23 protein-coding genes are annotated in these 19,141 nt (G+C 69.9%); 7 read left to right on the top strand and 16 right to left on the bottom strand.

Translation table 11 applies throughout. The annotated features are described in order from the left end of the window. Nucleotides 1-290 precede the first annotated feature (290 nt). Complete coding sequence (gene proP, locus BLS50_RS02010) at nucleotides 291-1,781, top strand: glycine betaine/L-proline transporter ProP (RefSeq protein ID WP_011694245.1); 1,491 nt, start codon at nucleotides 291-293, stop codon at nucleotides 1,779-1,781. Nucleotides 1,782-1,890: 109 nt separating this feature from the next. Here the strand turns inward: proP and BLS50_RS02015 are convergent, their stop codons facing one another. Together BLS50_RS02015 and BLS50_RS02020 are read right to left on the bottom strand one after the other, a co-directional pair. Next, nucleotides 1,891-2,097: a hypothetical protein gene (locus BLS50_RS02015; protein WP_006476356.1), complete on the bottom strand. Its 207-nt coding sequence runs from the start codon at nucleotides 2,095-2,097 to the stop codon at nucleotides 1,891-1,893. A gap of 172 nt (nucleotides 2,098-2,269) precedes the next feature. After that, nucleotides 2,270-2,899, bottom strand: coding sequence for a glutathione S-transferase family protein (locus BLS50_RS02020; RefSeq protein ID WP_074800356.1), 630 nt, complete (start codon nucleotides 2,897-2,899; stop codon nucleotides 2,270-2,272). A 172-nt stretch (nucleotides 2,900-3,071) separates the two neighbouring features. Between BLS50_RS02020 and BLS50_RS02025 the strand changes: the two genes are divergently transcribed. Then, nucleotides 3,072-4,289, top strand: a complete 1,218-nt coding sequence (locus BLS50_RS02025) for a polyhydroxyalkanoate depolymerase (RefSeq protein ID WP_074800359.1) — start codon at nucleotides 3,072-3,074, stop codon at nucleotides 4,287-4,289. A 7-nt stretch (nucleotides 4,290-4,296) separates the two neighbouring features. On the opposite strand, the gene BLS50_RS02030 is transcribed toward BLS50_RS02025, so the two are convergent. From BLS50_RS02030 to madL, 11 genes are all read right to left on the bottom strand, one after another. Further along, nucleotides 4,297-4,944 (bottom strand): phosphoribosyltransferase, encoded by a 648-nt coding sequence (locus BLS50_RS02030; RefSeq protein WP_074802746.1) that lies wholly within the window; start codon nucleotides 4,942-4,944, stop codon nucleotides 4,297-4,299. Between the two features lie 123 nt (nucleotides 4,945-5,067). Further along, nucleotides 5,068-5,589, bottom strand: coding sequence for a phospholipase D-like domain-containing protein (locus tag BLS50_RS02035; RefSeq protein WP_027813635.1), 522 nt, complete (start codon nucleotides 5,587-5,589; stop codon nucleotides 5,068-5,070). A 117-nt stretch (nucleotides 5,590-5,706) separates the two neighbouring features. After that, on the bottom strand, nucleotides 5,707-6,639 hold the full coding sequence (gene mdcH / locus BLS50_RS02040; protein ID WP_074800362.1) for a malonate decarboxylase subunit epsilon: 933 nt from the start codon (nucleotides 6,637-6,639) through the stop codon (nucleotides 5,707-5,709). Then, complete coding sequence (gene mdcB, locus BLS50_RS02045) at nucleotides 6,636-7,502, bottom strand: triphosphoribosyl-dephospho-CoA synthase MdcB (protein ID WP_074800365.1); 867 nt, start codon at nucleotides 7,500-7,502, stop codon at nucleotides 6,636-6,638. The genes mdcH and mdcB overlap by 4 nt, the downstream gene beginning before the upstream one ends. Continuing rightward, on the bottom strand, nucleotides 7,499-8,167 hold the full coding sequence (mdcG, locus tag BLS50_RS02050) for a malonate decarboxylase holo-[acyl-carrier-protein] synthase (RefSeq protein ID WP_074800368.1): 669 nt from the start codon (nucleotides 8,165-8,167) through the stop codon (nucleotides 7,499-7,501). The genes mdcB and mdcG overlap by 4 nt, the downstream gene beginning before the upstream one ends. Next, entirely contained in the window at nucleotides 8,154-8,861 is a 708-nt protein-coding gene (mdcE, locus tag BLS50_RS02055; RefSeq protein WP_074800371.1) for a biotin-independent malonate decarboxylase subunit gamma, read from the bottom strand. Before mdcE ends, mdcG begins: the two co-directional genes overlap by 14 nt. 79 nt (nucleotides 8,862-8,940) lie before the next feature. Further along, on the bottom strand, nucleotides 8,941-9,864 hold the full coding sequence (locus BLS50_RS02060) for a biotin-independent malonate decarboxylase subunit beta (protein WP_074800373.1): 924 nt from the start codon (nucleotides 9,862-9,864) through the stop codon (nucleotides 8,941-8,943). Continuing rightward, the gene (mdcC, locus tag BLS50_RS02065; protein WP_006485317.1) at nucleotides 9,861-10,175 is read right to left on the bottom strand and encodes a malonate decarboxylase acyl carrier protein; all 315 of its coding nucleotides are present in this window, start codon (nucleotides 10,173-10,175) and stop codon (nucleotides 9,861-9,863) included. Before mdcC ends, BLS50_RS02060 begins: the two co-directional genes overlap by 4 nt. A 10-nt stretch (nucleotides 10,176-10,185) precedes the next feature. Beyond that, nucleotides 10,186-11,832 carry a malonate decarboxylase subunit alpha gene (gene mdcA / locus BLS50_RS02070; protein WP_027808884.1) on the bottom strand — a complete coding sequence of 549 codons (1,647 nt, stop codon included), beginning with the start codon at nucleotides 11,830-11,832 and terminating at the stop codon, nucleotides 10,186-10,188. Between the two features lie 131 nt (nucleotides 11,833-11,963). Then, a complete protein-coding gene (gene madM, locus BLS50_RS02075) occupies nucleotides 11,964-12,731 on the bottom strand; it encodes a malonate transporter subunit MadM (protein ID WP_074800376.1) in 768 nt (255 codons plus the stop codon). 11 nt (nucleotides 12,732-12,742) lie between these two features. Next, entirely contained in the window at nucleotides 12,743-13,138 is a 396-nt protein-coding gene (madL, locus tag BLS50_RS02080; protein ID WP_006485307.1) for a malonate transporter subunit MadL, read from the bottom strand. Nucleotides 13,139-13,467: 329 nt separating this feature from the next. Between madL and BLS50_RS02085 the strand changes: the two genes are divergently transcribed. Next, nucleotides 13,468-14,316 carry a LysR substrate-binding domain-containing protein gene (locus tag BLS50_RS02085; RefSeq protein WP_074800379.1) on the top strand — a complete coding sequence of 283 codons (849 nt, stop codon included), beginning with the start codon at nucleotides 13,468-13,470 and terminating at the stop codon, nucleotides 14,314-14,316. Between the two features lie 167 nt (nucleotides 14,317-14,483). Beyond that, the gene (locus BLS50_RS02090; protein WP_074800382.1) at nucleotides 14,484-14,765 is read left to right on the top strand and encodes a DUF4148 domain-containing protein; all 282 of its coding nucleotides are present in this window, start codon (nucleotides 14,484-14,486) and stop codon (nucleotides 14,763-14,765) included. 33 nt (nucleotides 14,766-14,798) lie between these two features. On the opposite strand, the gene BLS50_RS02095 is transcribed toward BLS50_RS02090, so the two are convergent. After that, nucleotides 14,799-15,716: a 3-hydroxyacyl-CoA dehydrogenase NAD-binding domain-containing protein gene (locus tag BLS50_RS02095; protein ID WP_006476368.1), complete on the bottom strand. Its 918-nt coding sequence runs from the start codon at nucleotides 15,714-15,716 to the stop codon at nucleotides 14,799-14,801. A 246-nt stretch (nucleotides 15,717-15,962) separates the two neighbouring features. Between BLS50_RS02095 and BLS50_RS02100 the strand changes: the two genes are divergently transcribed. Then, entirely contained in the window at nucleotides 15,963-16,403 is a 441-nt protein-coding gene (locus BLS50_RS02100; RefSeq protein ID WP_054927578.1) for an Hsp20/alpha crystallin family protein, read from the top strand. Nucleotides 16,404-16,419: 16 nt separating this feature from the next. Continuing rightward, nucleotides 16,420-16,830, top strand: coding sequence for an Hsp20/alpha crystallin family protein (locus BLS50_RS02105; protein ID WP_074800385.1), 411 nt, complete (start codon nucleotides 16,420-16,422; stop codon nucleotides 16,828-16,830). A 112-nt stretch (nucleotides 16,831-16,942) separates the two neighbouring features. On the opposite strand, the gene BLS50_RS02110 is transcribed toward BLS50_RS02105, so the two are convergent. Then, nucleotides 16,943-17,245 (bottom strand): TFIIB-type zinc ribbon-containing protein, encoded by a 303-nt coding sequence (locus tag BLS50_RS02110; protein WP_074800388.1) that lies wholly within the window; start codon nucleotides 17,243-17,245, stop codon nucleotides 16,943-16,945. A 90-nt stretch (nucleotides 17,246-17,335) separates the two neighbouring features. Continuing rightward, nucleotides 17,336-18,091 (bottom strand): TerC family protein, encoded by a 756-nt coding sequence (locus BLS50_RS02115; protein WP_012328220.1) that lies wholly within the window; start codon nucleotides 18,089-18,091, stop codon nucleotides 17,336-17,338. A gap of 110 nt (nucleotides 18,092-18,201) precedes the next feature. Between BLS50_RS02115 and BLS50_RS02120 the strand changes: the two genes are divergently transcribed. Beyond that, entirely contained in the window at nucleotides 18,202-19,095 is an 894-nt protein-coding gene (locus tag BLS50_RS02120) for a LysR family transcriptional regulator (protein WP_074800391.1), read from the top strand. Nucleotides 19,096-19,141: the final 46 nt, after the last annotated feature.

Genomic DNA, 19,141 nt, shown 5'->3' on the forward strand with positions numbered 1-19,141 from the left:
GCCCGCCCGACAGGCCCGCTTTTCTCGTTTCGCTGCCCCTCCGGGGCGTTGCCGGCACGCCGGACCCATCGTCCGCACCGGCATCCGCCGCCTGCATCACGCGGCCCATTCTTCATGAGCGCACTGTCGCGACGGCCCATCGGGCCCGCGTCGAAGCAGCCCCTTGGCCCTTTGCTGCCCTCTATGCAGTAAGTGCTTAATGGTCTGCCCCGACGCGCAGCACACGACACCGCGCTCGCCGGCAAACCGTGTCGGACGGCCCGCCCGTTCCGGCGCTGTCAAAGGAGTGCATGACCTTGACCGCAACACACGTCAGCCCGACCGCTGTCTCTTCCCCCGCTTCGTCGTCCGGCGAAGCCCCGCTCGCCGCGGACGACATCACCGTCGTCGACCAGAGCCTGCTCAAGCGCGCCGTCAGCGCAATGGCCATCGGCAATGCGATGGAATGGTTCGACTTCGGCGTCTACAGCTATATCGCCGTCACGCTCGGCAAGGTGTTCTTCCCGTCCAGCAGCCCGTCCGCGCAGTTGCTCGCGACCTTCGGCACCTTCGCGGCCGCGTTCCTCGTGCGCCCGCTCGGCGGCATGGTGTTCGGCCCGCTCGGCGATCGCATCGGCCGCCAGCGCGTGCTGGCCGCCACGATGATCATGATGGCCGTCGGCACCTTCGCGATCGGCCTGATCCCGAGCTATGCGTCGATCGGCATCATGGCCCCGATCCTGCTGCTCGTCGCCCGCCTCGTGCAGGGCTTCTCGACCGGCGGCGAGTACGGCGGCGCGGCCACTTTCATCGCCGAGTTCTCGACCGACAAGCGCCGCGGCTTCATGGGCAGCTTCCTCGAATTCGGCACGCTGATCGGCTATGTGCTGGGCGCGGGCGTCGTCGCACTGCTCACCGCGTCGCTGTCGCAGGAAGCGCTGCTGTCGTGGGGCTGGCGCGTGCCGTTCCTGATCGCCGGGCCGCTCGGCCTGATCGGTCTGTACATCCGGATGAAGCTCGAGGAAACGCCGGCGTTCAAGCGCCAGGCCGAAGAGCGCGAAGCGCAGGACAAGGCCGTGCCGAAGGCGCGCTTTCGCGAGACGCTGCTGCGCAACTGGCGTGCGCTGCTGCTGTGCGTCGGCCTCGTGCTGATCTTCAACGTGACCGACTACATGGTGCTGTCTTACCTGCCGAGCTTCATGTCGTCGACGCTGCACTTCGACGAATCGCACAGCCTCGTGCTGGTGCTGATCGTGATGGTGCTGATGATGCCGATGACGCTGTACGCCGGCCGCCTGTCGGACAAGGTCGGCCGCAAGCCGGTGATGCTCGCCGGCTGCGTCGGCCTGCTGGTGCTGTCGATCCCGTCGCTGATGCTGATCCACACGGGCACCACGGCGTCGGTGTTCGGCGGCCTGCTGATCCTCGGCGTGCTGCTGTCGTGCTTCACGGGCGTGATGCCGTCGGCGCTGCCCGCGCTGTTCCCGACCGAGATCCGCTACGGCGCGCTCGCGATCGGCTTCAACGTGTCGGTGTCGCTGTTCGGCGGCACGACGCCGCTGGTGACCGCGTGGCTCGTCGACGTGACGCACAACCTGATGATGCCCGCGTACTACATGATGGGCGCCGCGCTGATCGGCATCGTGTCGGTCGTCGCGCTCGCCGAAACCGCGCGCCAGCCGCTGAAGGGCTCGCCGCCGGCCGTCGCGACGCGCCGCGAAGCGCACCAGCTCGCGCGCCAGTTGCGCGAGGACGACGACGAATCGGAGGTCTACGGCGTCGCGACGCCTGCCCGCGCGTAAGCGTCGCGCAATGAAAAAGCCCCGGCCGAAGCCGGGGCCCGATCGAACCCGATCCGCCCGACCGGCTTGCGCCGGCCGGGCTTTTTTCATTCAATCGGCGCGAACGCCTTCATGCCTGCGCTTCGCAGTGACGGCAGAAGATCAGCGCGCGCGACCGCGACACGGCTGCCTGCGCACCGCGCGCCGCGACGATCATCCCGACCTGGCCGAGATTGAAATCGCGCTCGACCATCAGCTGCGTGAGCCCGGCAAGCGCCAACACGACGGACGGGTGGTACAGGCTCGATTCGATCAGGGCTTTCATCATCGGCTCCATCTGGCAATGCGTGATTTGATGGAGTGGATTCTAGGGATCGGTCGCCTCCGGATAAACAGCGCGAATGCGAAGTCACTTGTCAGCCGCCGAGAACAATCGGCAGCGGCTTGCCGGACAAGGGCGAGCGGCGGCCGACAGCGGTGCGCGACAGTCCGGCGCCCCGCTTCGAAACCTAGACGAGCGGCGTTTCGACGAAAGCCGGCAACGCTTCCGCCCGCGCGGAATGCGCGGCGAGCGCCGGATAACGGGCCGGATCGATCCGTGCCAGCACCGGGTAATCGGCCGCCATGAACTGCGTGAAGCGCCACGCCACCGCGACCGTCACGTCCGACTGCAGCAATCGCGCGCCGCCGAACCAGCCGTTGGCGGCCGCGACCAGCGGCTCCAGCGCGCCGTATGCGCCTTCGAGCTGGCTCAGCACGCGATCGACCCACGGCTCGTGCTGCTTGTCCGACGGACGCAGCGCCTGCTCATAGACGACCTGCACGGTTTTCTCGGCAGCGGCCAGCGCGAAGCCGATCGGCACCAGCGCGCGCAGCCGGGCCTCGACGGCGTCGGGCAGCAGGCGCCGCTCAGGTGCTGCCAGGTGGTCGAGATAGTCGACGATCAGCGACGAATCGAGCAGCGTCGCGCCGCCGTCGGTCACGAGCGTCGGCGCCTTGACGACCGGGTTGAGCGTCCTGAACCGCTCGATATGACGAAACACCGAGATCGACTCGTGTTCGAACGGCAGGTCGAGCAGCTTCGCCGAAATGGCGACGCGGCGCACGAACGGGGAATCCAGCATGCCGATCAGCTTCATCGCGAACGCTCCGCTTCGAGGGAATGGGCCTGACGACTGTAGCAGCGGCGGCCGGCAGCGCCTAGCGTGCCCCTGCGCTTGACGCGCATCAGCCGGCCGTACATCGGGCTCCCGCTGCCCGGCCGCTATGACCATAATGGAGGTTCACGCTCCTTCCGCCCCAGGGTCCGCCATGTGGTATGCCGTCGTCGAGCAGCAGCGGGAATGGATGCGCGCATGGCGCGCGGCGACGCGATACGCGTTCGACGCATGGCCCGCGGCGTCGCTGCCGCACGCCGCGTCGTCGTGCTACGACGACCTGTTCGAACCGCTGCTCGGGCCGCAGGCCGCGCCGCCGGGCTTCGACCTCGCGTGGCCCGCCGTCAGCGAGCAGATCGTCGCGCACACGCCGTTTTGCGACTTGCGGCGCTTCGCGCATGCCGATGCGCACCGCACGGTGCTGCTGTGCGCGCCGCTCGTGGGGCATGCGGCCGTGATGATGCGGGAAACCGCCGAAACGCTGCTCGCCGATGGCGACGTCTGCGTGACTGACTGGCGCAATGCGCGCGACGTGCCGCTTGCGGCAGGCCGTTTCGGACTCGACGAATACGTCGCGATGCTCGACGGCTTCGTCGGCACCCTCCAGCACGACGAGCGGCCGCTGCACGTCGTTGCCGTTTGCCAGGCGACCGTACCGGCACTCGGCGCCCTGGCGCTGCGCGCCGCGCGCGGCCTCGCGCCGCCCGCGAGTATCACGCTGATCGGCGGCCCGATCGATGCCCGCCTGAACCCGAGCGCGCTCGGCACCGCGGCCGCGGCCCATTCGCTCGACTGGTGCCGGCGCCATTTGATCGACATCGTGCCGCCCGGCTTCGCGGGGCATGGCCGCCACGTGTTCCCGACCTATCTGCAACAGGGCGAGATCGCGCTCCTGTATCCGCAACGCTTCCTGACGCTGATCGAGACCTACGCGCTGGCAGCTTCCCGCTTCGACATGACCGGGCTCGCCGACGCCCGGCGGGCACTGCGCGAATACACGGCGCTGCTCGACATGCCGGCCGACTATTTTCTCGACACGGTCGACGTCGTGTTTCAGCGCATGCTGCTCGCGGCCGGCGCGTGGCATGTGGACGGCCGCCGCGTCGAACCGGCCGCGCTGCGCGATGTCGCGCTGCTGACCGTCGAAGGCGCCCGCGACGGGGTCACGGGCACCGGGCAGACGCATGCGGCGCTCGATCTGTGCAGCGGCCTCTCGGCCGACGAGCGCCATCGCGTCGACATCGACGATTGCGATCACTACGGGCTGTTTACGGGGCCACGCTGGCACGGCAACGTTCATCCGGCGCTGCAGCGCGTGTTCGCGCTCGCGGAAGCCGGCCGACCGCGCCCGCGCCGAAACCGGCAAACCTGACGCCGCATCACGGGCGCGCCGCGTCGAGCAGCGCGCGCACCTCGTCGTCGCTCGTCTGCGCGAAGTGCGCGTAGAACTGGCTGATCCCGAAGAACCGCGCCGGCTGCGACACCGTGACGAATGCATCGGCCAGGCCGTCGAACGCATGCACGGCACTCGCCGGCGCGACCGGCACGGCCGCGACGATGCGCGCCGGGTGACGCTCGCGCAGCGCCTGCAGCGCGACGCGCATCGATGCGCCGGTCGCGACGCCGTCGTCGACCACGATCGCGATGCGCCCTTCCACCGCCAGCGGCGGCACCGCGCCGCGATACAGCGCCTCGCGACGATGCAGTTCGGCCGTCTCGCGCGCGATCACGTCGGCGAGTTGTGCATCGGATACGTCCATGTCGCGGATCACCGAACGCTGCAAATGCGTCCCGCCGCCCGTCGCGATCGCGCCCATCGCGAGCTCGGGGTCGAACGGCACGCCGAGCTTGCGCACGACCAGCACGTCGAGCGGCGCGCGCAGCGCACGGGCGACCGGATACGCGACGGGCACACCGCCGCGCGGCAACGCGAGCACGACGACATCGCTTCGCCCCGCGTATTCGCGCAACGCGTCGGCCAGCTGGCGACCGGCATCGGCGCGATCGGCAAAACTGCTTTCGATCACGATCGACTCCCTGCCATTGCGCCGATGCGCGAAAGCCGCGCCGGCGCCTGTCAACGAGGATGGTTCATCGGTCGCGCCGATGCAAGCAGGGTCACACCGGCGCGCAATGCGCCGCAGGAAGGGTCAGAGGCCGCCGGCCTGCCGGTACAGCCGCCAGAACGATTGCGCGTAGGACTGCGCGAGTTCGGGCGCGCGCCGGAATACGTTGACCGTGTCGGCCTGCTCGGCCGCGCCGTCGGACAGCGTCGTCAGCGCGACGCTGTCGTCGACGATCACGAAACGCGACGCGGGGCCGCCATGCCGCGAATCGATCGCGACGTCGATACCCGCGGATTTCAGATAGCCGGCGCCGCTGTACCTGCCCGCACGCGGCGGGCGCACCAGCACCACGCGCACCTCGATCCCCCGCGCGCGGGCCGCGCGCAGCGCGCTCGCGACAGCCGGCGGCACCTGCGTATAGCCGGCCAGCAGCACGCGGCGCTGCGCCTGTTCGATCAGATCGACGGTCGCGTCGGCCGCCGCGTTGTCATACGAAAAGTACGTGCCGACCGATGCGGCGTCGGACAGAATCTGGCTGGCGTGGACGCTCGTCGCGCAGCAGAACGCGGCGAGGAAGAAGGCGGCTGGTCTCATGGCGGGCGCCATTGTAGCGACGCCAATTCGCGTGGCAAGGGGCGGCTGCGACGCTGCTGCGCCGGCGCAACACACAGTGCCGAACCGGTGCCCGGACGCTGTGTTTCGAGCCGGGTTTCAACCCGTCGATCAGCCGGGCGCGACGCGCGCGAGCCAGTTCGTCACGCCGTCGACGGAACGGAAATCCGCGAGGCTGCGCGCCGGCAACGCGGGATACGCGCCGCCGGCCATCTCGGCCAGCGCGCGCCCGGGACCGAGTTCGAGAAACGCGGTGGCGCCCGCCTCCACGCACGCGGCAAGACAACTCGCCCACTCGACCGGCTCCGCGATCTGCCGCGCGAGCTTGTCGAGGCCCGTGTCGACATCGAGCACCGACGCGCCGTCGATCCCCGAGAACAGCCGCGTGCCGGGCAGCGGCCGGCGCACGCGCGTCACGGCCAGCGTCGCGCGGAAGGCCGGCACGGCAGCCGCGAGCCGGCGCGTGTGCGACGCGATCCGCACGCAGACGGGCGCGACGCGCTGCGCGCCGGCATGCGCCGCGTCGTCGGCCACCGCATCGACATCGGCGTGCCGCCCCGCGACCACGAACGCATCGCCCGGGTTCGCGATCGCGATGGCCGCGTCGCGACCGTCGCACAGCTGCGCCAGTTGCGAACGCGCCAGGCCGCGCACGAACACCATCCGCTCGTCGCCGCCGCTTGCGGCATCCATCGCGCGTGCACGCGCATCGGCCAGGTCGAGCGCGTCGTGCGGGTCGATCATCCCCGCGACGCTCCACGAGCCGACCTCGCCGACGCTGTAGCCGGCGACGCAACGCCGGCGCGGCCACACCGCATCGAGCAGCGCGGCCGCCGCGAGCGCCTGGACCGTGCAGAGGATCTGCGCGGCCCGGTTTTCCCGCAGCGCATCGGGCCCGGCCTGCCGGACCCACGTGCGTGGATCGTCGCCGAGCAGCCGGCCCGCATGCGCGAACAATGCGTGGGCCTGCGGCGCCGACCCGGTCAGATCGAACATGTCGGCGCGTTGCGCGCCTTGCCCCGAACACAGGATGGCCAGCGTCATCGCGCGTGCCCTTCGGCTTCGAGCGCATCGACGAACACGCTCATCGCGAGCAGGTCGGCCGCCCCGCCCGGGCTCAGCCGGCGTGCGACGAACGCCCGATGCGCGGCCGCCGCGCGCAGCCGCCAGTCGGGCACCCGCACGCCGCCGCGCGCGACGAAGGCACGGGCGGTCGCGCGGGCGAAATCGAGGCCGGCCTGCCCGCCCCGGTGCAGCAGATTCGTGTCGTCGAGCGCGGCGATCAGCGCGAAGCACGCGGCGACCCGCGCGGCTTCCGGATCGTCCGGCAAGTCGCGCTGGGCGCGGCGCAGCGCGGGCAATCCGACCGCGTACACGGTCGGAAAGCCGTCGGCCGCCTCGCGACGCGCACCGCCCACACCGTAGCGGCGGCTCGCGCGCTCGCCATGGCTGTCCGGCAAACGCGGGCCGCCGAGGATCTCGACGCCCCAGCGGCGGGATACGAACGCGCCGAGCGTCATTCCGGCCGGCACCGCGCCCGGCAGCGCGCGCCGGCCGGCAGCCGCGCACAGCAGCCCGAGCCCGAAGATCGCGCCGCGATGCGTATTGACGCCGCCGGTCGCGGCGAGCATCGCGTGCTCGGCACGCAGGCCGATCTTGCGCAGCACGGCCATGTCCGCGTCGCGGGCGCCCGCATCGGCGAGTTCCGCGAAGTACGGCCGCAGCACGGCGGCGCTGCGCGCGAACGTCGCGGCATCCATGTCCGTATGACTGCCGGTGTCGACGTGACTGACCAGGCCCGGCTTCGGATAGGTGTCGATCTCGAGCACGAGGCTGCGCTCGGCCAGCGCCGCGATGCGTTCGGCATCGGACGGCGCCGCTACGCGGCAGGCAGCCCGTGCGTTCATCGCGGGCCTCCGGTGAAGGCATCGGCGCGCATCAATTCGACCGCAATCGCGGTCTTCACCGCGACTTCGGGCAAGCGCGCATGCAGTTCGCGCCAGTTGACGCCTGCACCGTCGTCGCGCAGCAGCTCGCCGTCGATGCGCATCGGCGCGCGCGCGTCGATCGCCGCGAGACCGTCGAGCAACGGCGCAAGCGACACGGGGTCCGGTAGCGGCAACACGATGTCGAGATCGGACGATGCGCTCAGGTAGGGCTCGCCCGTCAGCGCCTGCCACGCGAGGCTGCCGAACACGCGGCCCTGCACGCCGCAGCGCGCCCCGAGCGCATCGAGTTCGCGCAATGGCGCATGCCACGCGGCGGGCGCGGCGGCGAGCCCGTCCGTCAAGGTCGGCAGCGGGCCGACCGTCGCGAGCGCGTCGGCGGCCACGTTCAGCGCGATGCGCCGTTTGCCCGCCGACGGCGGCAGCGGCAGGCCGAGCGGCACGCGGCCAGCATCGGCTTCGTCCGGCGACGCGCGACGCACGATCAGCGGCCAATCGCGTTCAGCCCATGCGCGCACGAGCGGATCACCCGCGAGCGCGGGGTCGCGGGCGAATGCCGCGCCCCACCCGCCCGCCGTCAGCGTGACGAGCGTGTGGCGGCGCAGCGGCAGCTCAGCGTGCGGCACGCGCGAGTGCCTCGACGCGGGCGGCGACGTCGGTCGCGACCGGCCGGCCGCGCGCCGCGCGCCGGTCGATGCGCTCGGCCGGCTTGCCGAGCCATTCGCCGACCTGCGCGTCGAGCGCGCGGGACGGATCGAGCACGGCGTCGACGGCGCCCATCTTCACGAGGTTGTCGAGCCCCGGCGCGAACACCGGTGTCGAACGCGCCATCTCCTTCAGCACGTCGATCGGCAGCTTGGTCACGCGCGACATCGACGGCAGGTCCATCACCTCCGGCTCGGCGCCCGGCACGGCGAGCAGCGTGCGCGTCGCAAGCGCGGTCGCGATGAACGCGCCGGCGGCCGTGTGGCCGTACAGCACGCCGATCGTCCGGTGTCCGGCGAGATCCGCGTGCATCAGGCATTTGGCGAGATGCGACAGCCCTTCGTTCAGGCCCAGCAGTTCGTCGCGCTTGCTCATCCGCTGGCTGTCGCTGTCGACCAGCACGAGGATCGGCGTGTCGCCGCCGCGCGCGACCGTGTCGAGCACGGACGACGCGAGCGTCAGCGCCTCGTCGATGCCGAACGGCAGGCGGTCGGCCACGCCGATCACGTCGACGCGCGTGCCGGCCAGTTCCGCGTGGCCCGTCAGCAAGCCGCCATTGCGCACAATCGAATGGCCCGCGGGAAACAGCGAGTTCAGTACTTCATCGAGCGTCATGCTGCCTCCCGCCGGGCCGCCCCAAGGGAGGCAGGCGCCCCCTCGGGGGGCAGCGAACGAAGTGAGCGTGGGGGTCGTTTCATTTCTGCTCCTGTAACTGGTCGGCGAGCTTCGCGAATTCATCGTCGGGCATACCCGGAATCGCTTCCGGCTCATCAGCCCCGAGCGCACGCCACACATCGAGCGCATCCTTGCATGCACCGAACCGTTCGACCCGCGCTTCGAGACGCGCCTGTTCCTCACGCAGCATCGCCGCATCGAACGTCGGCGCGCGCCCGATCAGGTCGAGCGCGGCCGCGCGAAATGCGTCCGGCGTATCGGCCACGTAACGATCGGCGCCGCCGATCAAGCGCCGGTGCTTGCCGCCCATCATGCGCCAGATCAGTGCGCGATCCTTCGAGTCGAATTCCTCGACGCCGCGATTGGTCTCGATCACTTCAGGCCCCGACACGCTGATGCGCCCCTGCTCCGACACCGCGAGCGCCGAACAGCACGCAGCGAGCAACCCGCCGCCGCCGTAGCAGCCCGCGCGCCCGCCGATCAGCCCGATCACCGGCACGCCGGCCGCCCGCGCGTCGACGAGCGCGCGCATGATCTCGGCGATCGCGAGCTCGCCCGCGTTCGCTTCCTGCAACCGCACGCCGCCCGTATCGAACAGGATCAACACCGGCTTGCCGACGTCACGCGCGGCGCGCAGCAGCCCGGTGAGTTTCGCGCCGTGCACCTCGCCGAACGCGCCGCCCATGAAGCGGCCCTCCTGCGCGGCGACGAACACCGGCTTGCCATCGAGCCGGCCGTGGCCGACCACCATCCCGTCGTCGAACTGCTGCGGCAGCGCGAACAGCGGCAGGTGCGGACTCGTCACGCGCTCGGCCGGCCCGAGGAATTCCGTGAAGCTGCCCGCGTCGAGCAGACCGTCGATGCGTTGCCGCGCCGACGCTTCGTACCAGCTCGCCGCATTCGCGACGAACGCCGGCGCATCGTGGATCACGTCGCTCATCATGCGTCTCCCTCGATCGCGCGCACGGCCTGCGCGAGCCGCAGCGACACCATGTCGGGCCGCGCGCCGCCGTCGTTGATCGACAGCTTCAGGCCGCCCGGCGTGCGCCGTTCGACGAAGTCCGATACGACCGCCTGCCAGACCGCGCCGAAACCGACGGCCGCGGTGCGGATGTCGATCTCGCATTCATTGCCGGGCAGCACGCGTTCGACCAGCACTTCGAGATTGCCGGACGCGACCACGCCGACGAGCGCCGCGGCCTGCTCGCCCTTCGCGCGTTCGCGCGCGGTGAAGCGATAGTTCAACTGTTCCATGCCCTCTTCCTCACCAGTTGCGGAACCGGGCCGGCGGCGCATAGAGCCCGCCCGACCAGTGCACCAGATCCTTGATCGACCGCGCGGCGAGCCAGCGGCGGTCGGCGTCGAGCGGATCGATACCGAGATCCTCCGGGCGACGGATCACGCCGCGTTCGCGCAGCCGCTCGACCAGCTTCTTGTCGCGGCCGCGGCCGACGTCGGTATAGCCGGCGACGCCGCGAATCGCGTGCTCGCGTTCGTCCTTGTCGCGGCACATCAGCAGGTTCGCGATCCCTTCCTCGGTGACGATGTGCGTGACGTCGTCGCCGTAGACCATGATCGGCGCGAGGTCGAGCTGCAGCTTGTCGGCGAGCTTCAGCGCGTCGAGCTTCTCGACGAACATCGGCACGTTCTTGTCGCCGAACGTCTCGCCGATCTGCACGACCAGCTTGCGGCCGCGCCGCAGCGCCGCCGGCGTGTCCGGGTCGGCTTCCGCGCCGGCCTTCAGCCACGGCTCGCTCGGATGACGCCGGCCGCGCGCGTCGCTGCCCATGTTCGGCGCGCCGCCGAAGCCGGCGATCCGCTCGGCGGTGACCGTCGACGAATGGCCGGACAGGTCGATCTGCAGCGTCGAGCCGATGAACATGTCGCACGCATAGAGGCCGGCCGTCTGGCAGAACGCCCGGTTCGAGCGCAGCGACCCGTCGGGGCCCGTGAACCACACGTCGGAGCGCGCGCGGATGTAGTCGTCCATCCCGACCTCGGAGCCGAAACAGTGGACCTGCTCGACCCAGCCCGATTCGATCGCGGGAATCAGCGTCGGGTGCGGATTGAGCGCCCAGTGCGTGCAGACCTTGCCCTTCAGCCCGAGCTTCGCGCCGTAGGTCGGCAGCAGCAGCTCGATCGCGGCCGTGTTGAAGCCGATTCCGTGGTTCAGACGCTTGATCCCGTACGGTTCGTAGATGCCCTTGATCGCGAGCATCGCGGTGAGGATCTGCGTTTCGGTGATCGCGGCCGGATCGCGCGTGAACAGCGGCTCGACGTAGAACGGCCGGCCGGCCTCGACGACGAAATGCACGCGATCGCCGGGAATGTCGACGCGCGGCACCTTGTCGACGATGCGGTCGACCTGCGCGATCACGATGCCGTCCTTGAACGCGGTGGCCTCGACGACAGTCGGCGTGTCCTCGGTGTTCGGGCCGGTGTACAGGTTGCCGTCGCGATCGGCGCTCACGGCCGCGATCAGCGCGACCTGCGGCGTGAGGTCGATGAAGTAGCGGGCGAACAGTTCGAGATAGGTATGCACCGCGCCGAGCGCGATCTTGCCGCCGAACAGCAGCTTCGCGATGCGCTGCGACTGCGGGCCCGAATACGCGAAGTCGAGCCGCTTCGCGATGCCGCGCTCGAACACGTCGAGATGCTCGGGCAGCACGACGCCCGACTGCACCATGTGCAGGTCGTGGATCTTCGCGCTGTCGACGTCGGCGAGCGCGGTGGCGAGCAGATCGGCCTGCTTCTGGTTGTCGCCTTCGAGGCACACGCGATCGCCGGGCCGCAGCACCGCTTCGAGCAACGCGACGGTGTCGCGCGCATCGACCCGCTTGCCCTGCGCGTATGCCGCGCCGGCCGCGAGGCGTGCATCGCGCGCCTGCCGCGCGTGATTCCATCCGGTCATGAACAGTTCTCCGCTTCGAGGGTTCAGCGGCATTCTAAGCCTGGCGCCGCCGCCGATTGATGATGTTGCAGAATGCGACTCAGAGGACGCGGCGATGGATGCGGCCCGCGCGCGGGCCGCGTCGCAGGGCCCTACGCGCCGACCAGCGCGCGCGTCGTGAAGAACAGTACCGACGGCCCGAGCAGGCAGCCGACGCCGGTATGGAACGTCGCGACCAGCGCACCGTACGGCACGAGCCGGCGATCGGTCGCGGCAAGGCCCGCGCTCACGCCGCTGACGGTGCCGGCCAGCCCGCCGAAGATCATCGCGGAGCGCGGCGTCTTCAGGCCCATGAAATTGGCCGCGACCGGCGTGCCGACCATCACGATGATCGCCTTCACGAGCCCGGTCGCGATGCTGAGCGCGATCACGTCGGAGCTCGCACCGATCGCCGCGCCGGTGACGGGCCCGACGATATAGGTGACGGCGCCCGCGCCGATCGTCGTCATGCTGACCGCGTCGGTGTAGCCGAACGCGCGCGCGACGCACGCGCCGACGATGAACGGCAGCACGGTGCCGAGCAGCAGCGACACGACGCCGACGAGCCCGGCCTTGCGCGCCTCGGTCGACTGTACTTCGAACGCGGTCGCGACGATCGCGAAATCGCGCAGCATCGCGCCGCCCATCAGGCCGATACCGGCGAACAGCTTGACGTCGGCCAGCCCCTTCTCGCCGCCGGTGAATGCGCCGCCGACGTAGGCGAGCACGAGACCGATGACGATCGCGATCGCCGAGCCGTGCACGCGGCCGAACGTGAGCTTGCGCGACGCGATCGACGACAGCCACATGATCAGGCCGACCAGCGCGAACGACGCGACGAGCCCGTTGTGGGCGACGGTTTTTTCGAGCATCTGCAGCATGGCGGCCTCCGTTATTGTTCTTCGAATTGCGGCACGCCCGCGAAGGCCGTGTCGTCGCGCCCCGTGCGCGCGAGTACCGCAATGCAGCATGCGCAGATCGCGACCGCGCCGACGGCGGCCAGCAGCGCGACCGGCCCGCCCTTGAGCGCGGCGACGACGTTCTGGTTCGCGGCCATCGCGACGACGACCGGGATATACATCGCGCCCCAGAAACCGACGCCCGCCTCGGTCTCCTTCGGCAGCCAGCCGCGCCGGTGCAGCCACAGGCGCAGGCAGATCAGCAGCAGCATCGCGATGCCGACGCCGCCGACGTTGGTCTTCACGCCGATCGCGCTGCCGAGCAGGTCGCCGAGGAACAGTCCGGCCAGGTGGCAGAACGCCAGCAGCGCGGTTCCGTAGATGATCATGAGTCGTCTCCAGTCTCTTCGTGACGGGCGCCTGACGCATGCGGGAGTCAGGCCCGCACGCCGATCCCGGGCGGACTGTCTGTCTCCTGCGGCGGGGCGCCGCGGCCCGGCGGCTCGTCGTGCGAGCACGTTCTCGGGGTCGATGGGATGATGCGGATTCGGGCCGGACGCCGGATGGCTTAGACTGACCGATGCAGCCGGCGGCGCGACACGGGCTACGCGTCTGGTGCCCCTCGTTGGCGGAGGCCGCACTGGCGCGTGATCCGATACTAGCGCCGCATAATCCGGCCATTTATGAAGTTGTCGAAACCGATTCAGTGGATTTAGCAATGCGTCCGTTACCGCCCGAACTGCTGCGCAGCTTCGTCGCCGTCGCCCAGTCCGGCAGCTTCACCGCCGCGTCCGAGCGCGTGAACCTGTCGCAGTCGACCGTCAGCCAGCATATCCGCCGCCTCGAGGAGCTGCTCGACCGGCCGCTGTTCGAGCGCGACACGCGCAACGTGCACCTGTCGCAGCACGGCGACGCACTGTTCCGCTACGCGGTGCGCATCCTCGAACTGATGGACGAGGCCGTCACGTCGGTCTGCGGGCCGCCGCTGTCGGGCAAGGTGCGGCTCGCGATGTCGGAGGATTTCGCGTCGGCGCACCTGACGGCCGCGCTCGCGAGCTTCGTGCAGCGCAACCCGGACGTCGAGCTCGCGATCTCGACCGGGCTGTCGGGCGACCTGTTCGACGCGCTCGACGAAGGCCGGCACGATCTCGTGTTCGCGAAACGCATCGCCGGCAGCCGGCGCGGCCGCGTGATCCGCAGCGAACCGCTGTACTGGTGCACCGGCCCCGATTCGCGGATCACCGGCCACGAGGCCGTGCTGCCGCTCGCGATGCATCCGGAGCCGAGCGTGTCGCGCCGCCGCGTGCTCGAATCGCTCGAAGCCGTCGGGCGCCCTTACCGGATCGCCGTCGTGAGCAGCAGCATCGCGGTGCTGCGGGCGGCCGCGAGCGCGGGGCTCGGCGTCAGCGCGTTCGCCGGCTACGTGATCCCGGCCGGGCTCGCGCGGCTCGACGCGGGGCTACCCGAACTCGGCGAACTCGAATACGTGGTCGATCGCCCGGCGGCCGCGTCGCGCTCCACGCTCGCGCTCGAAGCCACGCTGATCACGGCGGCGGCCGAGTTGTAACGGCACGGCGCGCATCGCACACGGGCGCGGGCGTGGTCGCACCTGACGGCTTTGCCCGGAACGCGTCATCGTCCGCGCAGCATCCGCTCGCGACAATGGGACCCATCCGAACGCACCGCGCATCGCCGCGCGCGTCCGGTACCCCGTCCCCTTGATCGGAGCCCGCCATGAAAAACGTCCTGCGATTCGCCGTCGCGACCGCCGCAGCCGCGCTGCTGTCCCCCGCCTTTGCCCAGACCGACGCATCGGCTCCCACGCAGGGCCTGACGCGCGCGGAAGTCATCGACCAGCTCAAGCAGGCCTATCTCGACGGCGAACTGCCGACCAACGACGGCAACTATCCGCCGAACGCCGCGACCCGCGCACGCAACCGCGAACTCGTACAGGCCGCGAGCCCGGCCTGGCTGGCCCACGTGCCGCCCGCCAGCCAGGCGACGTCGCAGCAATGACCGGTGGCGCCGCTGCGCGCGACCGGATCAGGATCAGGGCAGGAAGCTGCGGCGTCGCGCGTCGATCAGTTCGACGAGCAGCCGATCGCGCTCCGCTGCCAGTGCCTGCATCGACCGCTCGCCCTGGATCGCGCGCAGCTCGTCGGTCAGCTTGCGATCAACTTCCGGATCGAACGACGGCGTGCCGAGGTCGTCCCACCAGCTCGTGATCGGCCCCGACAGGTGTTCGAGGAAGTGCGCGATCCCGCCCGCGCCGCCGCCGAGGTGATAGGTCAGGCACTGCCCCATCAGCCCCCAGCGCAGGCCCGGCCCCCACGCGACCGCCTTGTCCGCATCGGCGACGCTCACGACGCCTTCGCCGACCAGGTGATACACCTCGCGGAACAGCGCGGCCGCGAGCCGGTTCGCGACGTGGCCGGTCATCTCCTTGTTCAGCACGATCGTCTGCTTGCCGAGCGCATCGTAGAACTGCTTCACGCGCGCGATCACGTCCGGACTGGTCGCGTCGCCGCCGACCAGCTCGACGAGCGGGATCAGGTGCGGCGGATTGAACGGATGCGCGATCAGGCAGCGTTCCGGATGCTTCGCGCAGGCCGTCTGGATCTCGGACATCTTCAGGCCCGACGAGCTGGACGCGATCGGCACGTGCGCGGGCAGCACGTCGTCCATCTGGCGATAGAGCGCGCGCTTCAGGTCGAGTCGCTCGGGGCCGTTCTCCTGCACGAAGTCGACGCCGTCGAGCGCGCGCACGAGATCGGCGTCGAACGACAGCCGCGCGCAAAGCTCGGCGGCCCGCTCGCCGAGGAATGCGGCGAGCGCGTCGCGCAGCCGTGCATCGGCCTGCGGGGCCGGGTCGGTCGCGACGACGTCGAAGCCCTGCGTCAGGTAGAAAGCGGCCCAGCTTGCGCCGATCACGCCGGCGCCGACGATCGCGATACGTCGAATGTCCATGGTTGTCCCGTGTGGTTGGTCTGCGGATATGCCGCGGCGATTGTCGCATCGAATCCCGCGCGCAGGCGTCGACGCGGACTGCAGATTCCCTCTTGAAATGCGCGGCGACGGCCACTAATTAAGCGTCGTCGGGCAGTGCCGCATGCCACGCACCGCCCCCGTATCGACCCAGTGGAGCCACCCGTCGCGCCCGCCGCAGGCGACGCGCGGTCACGTCTCCCGCGTTCCCTGTTCAGGAGGACCAACATGAGCGGTATCCATTTCGGCAACGATCTGTTCGACGAATTCGCCCGCGTGCAGCGGCAGATGGCGAGCCTGCTCGGCGAACGCCCGTCGGGCATCCGTGCGGGGCGCGCCGGCACGTTTCCCGCCCTCAACGTCGGCGCGACCGACGACGCGATCGAGATCGTCGCGTTCGCACCCGGCATGGCCGCGGCCGACTTCGACGTATCGATCGACAAGGATCTGCTGACGATCAGCGGCGAGCGCAAACCGGCGCCGCGCACCGAAGGCGACGACGTGCGCACCTATGCACAGGAGCGCTTTCATGGCGCGTTCCGCCGCGTGGTCGAACTGCCGCGCGACGCGGACCCCGACCAGGTCAGCGCCCGCTACGAAAACGGCTGCCTGCTGATTCGCGTCGGCCGGCGCGAGGCCTCGAAGCCGCGTGCGATCACCATTCAGTAACCTTCAGGATACCGACATGAACACGAACCCGACCCTGGCCGAACGCCAAACCACCGCCGTTCATCCGGCCGCCGCCGAAGCCGCGCGCCGGCCCGCGATCACCCCGTCCGTCGACATCGTCGAGGATCAACGCGGCGTCACGCTGCGCGCCGACCTGCCCGGCGTGCCGCGCGAGAATCTCGACGTGAAGGTGCACGACAACACGCTGACGATCGAAGCCGCGACGCAGTTCGACACGGCGGCCGACCTGCGCGTGCGGCACGCGGAAATCCGTTCGACGCGCTATGCACGGTCGTTCGTGCTGAGCGCCGACCTCGACACGTCGCGAATCGACGCGAACCTGCGCGACGGCGTACTGACGCTGACGATCCCGCGCCGCGAGGAAACGCGCCCGCGCCGCATCGACGTGACGGCCGGCAATGCGTGAGCGTCGACGCGTGTCCTGACACGACGCGCATGAAAAAGCCCCGCTCCGGCGCGATGCCGGGCGGGGCTTTTTTGCATCGGGCCGCGCGCATTCAGGCACGCGGACTGCCGCTTCAATCGAAATCGAACAGGTCGAACACCGACTTCTTGCGACGCCGGCCGTCGTGCCGGTCACGCTCGTTGTGCGAGCGGCCGTCGCGCCCCCAGCCGTCGTCGCGGCCGCGCGGCGCGTGCGCATCGTGCTGCACTGGCGCCGTGTCGCGTCGCACCGGCGCGTCACCGGTTTCGCGGGTGATCAGCTTGTCGAGTTCGCCGCGATCGAGCCACACGCCGCGGCAGGTCGGACAGTAGTCGATCTCGATCGACTGGCGCTCGGCCATCAGCAGGTCGGGCGTCTTGCAGACAGGACATTTCATCGCGTTTCTCCTTTCCGTGCGAATTTCATCCGGATTTCATATGAGGTGCGCGAGCCGGCCGCCACAGCGGCCGGCATCACGCGCGCCGGCTCAGTCGCGCGCCACCTGCGCCGCCCGCTTCGCCTTGGCCCGCCGCGCCAGCATGTTCATGCCCTCGACGAACGCCGAGAACGCCATCGCCGCATAGATGTACCCCTTCGGCACGTGCGAACCGAACCCTTCGGCGATCAGCGTCATGCCGATCACGACCAGGAACGACAGCGCGAGCATCACGATCGTCGGGTTGCGGTCGATGAAGCGTGCGAGCGGCTGCGCGGCGAACAGCATCACGCTCACGGCGACGATCACGGCGACGAACATGATCGGAACGTGCTCGGTCATGCCGATCGCGGTCACGATGCTGTCGATCGAGAACACGATGTCGAGCATCACGATCTGGCCGATCGCGGCCCATACCGTCAGGCCGGCCGCGCCGGCGGCCCCGCCCGCGCCGTCGCCGTCGTGCGACACGTGGTGATGGATCTCGGTGGTCGCCTTCCACACGAGGAACAGGCCGCCCGACAGCAGGATCATGTCGCGCCACGAGAACGCATGGTCGAACAGCGTGAACACGGGTTCGGTCAGGCTCGCGATCCACGCGACGCTGCCGAGCAGCGCGAGGCGCATCACCAGCGCGAGCGCGATGCCGAGGCGCTGCGTGCGGGCGCGCTGCGCTTCGGGCAGCTTGTTGCTGAGGATCGAGATGAAGATCAGGTTGTCGATGCCGAGCACGACTTCCATCACGACGAGCGTCAGGAGCGCGGCCCAGACGGCGGGGTCGGTGGCAAGCGTCAGCAGGTAGTCCATGGGCGGGGCCGATACGAAAGTGGAAAGCCTGATGATATGACGCCCCGAACTTCGTAAAAATCAGAGAGAATCTGATTTTAGGTTCGGTTTTTTCGATATATCGCGCTCCGATGCTCAATTTCCGACATCTGTACTATTTCTGGGTCGTGGTGAAGGAAGGCGGCTTCGCGCGTGCGGCCGAGCGGCTCGACATGGCCGTGCAGACGATCAGCGCGCAGGTGCGCGAACTGGAGAAATCGCTCGGGCACCAGCTACTGCGCCCCGCCGGGCGCGGCGTCGCGATGACCGATGCCGGGCAGGCCGCCTTTGCACGCGCGGAAATCATCTTCGAGATGGGCCGGCTGATTCCCGACGACGTGCGGGCGGCGGCCAGCCAGCCGACCGTGCGGCTCGCGGTCGGCCTCGCGGACGGCATCTCCAAGCTTGCCGCGCACGCGATCCTGGCCCCGGTGCTCGCCACGCCCACGCTGCGGCTGCTGTGCCACGAGGGCGAGCACGACGCGCTGCTCGCGGAACTCGCGCTGCATCACCTGGATCTCGTGCTGGCCGGTCAGGGCGCGCCGTCCGGGTCGAACCTGCGCGTGACGAGCGAGCGGCTCGTCGCGTCGCCGGTCGACTGGTACGGGCCCGCGGCACTCGTCACGCCGGCCGCGCGCCAGCGCTTTCCGCAGTGTCTGGCCGAGCTGCCGGTGCTGCTGCCGACCGCGCATTCGGCGTTGCGCGCCCATCTCGACCGATGGCTGGAAAGCGAGCGGATCGTGCCGCGCGTGGCCGGCGAATTCGAGGACAGCGCGCTGATGGCCGTGTTCGCGGCGCGCGGCCTCGGCGTGTTTCCACTGAGCGAACTCGGCGCGAACGATGCGTCGCTGCTGCGCGGGCTCAGGCGGCTCGGGCGCGCGGGCGACGTGACCGAGGAGATCCACGCGATCCGCTCCCGACGCGGCGAACATCATCCGCTGACGGCGCAATTGCTGGCCGCGGCGCGCGGCGCGCCGGCCGACTGAAGCGAGCGCGACATCAAACGAAACTATAATGTCGCCCCGGCCATAC

The sequence above is a fragment of the Burkholderia orbicola genome (assembly GCF_900100915.1).
In the GTDB taxonomy this organism is placed as follows: domain Bacteria; phylum Pseudomonadota; class Gammaproteobacteria; order Burkholderiales; family Burkholderiaceae; genus Burkholderia; species Burkholderia orbicola.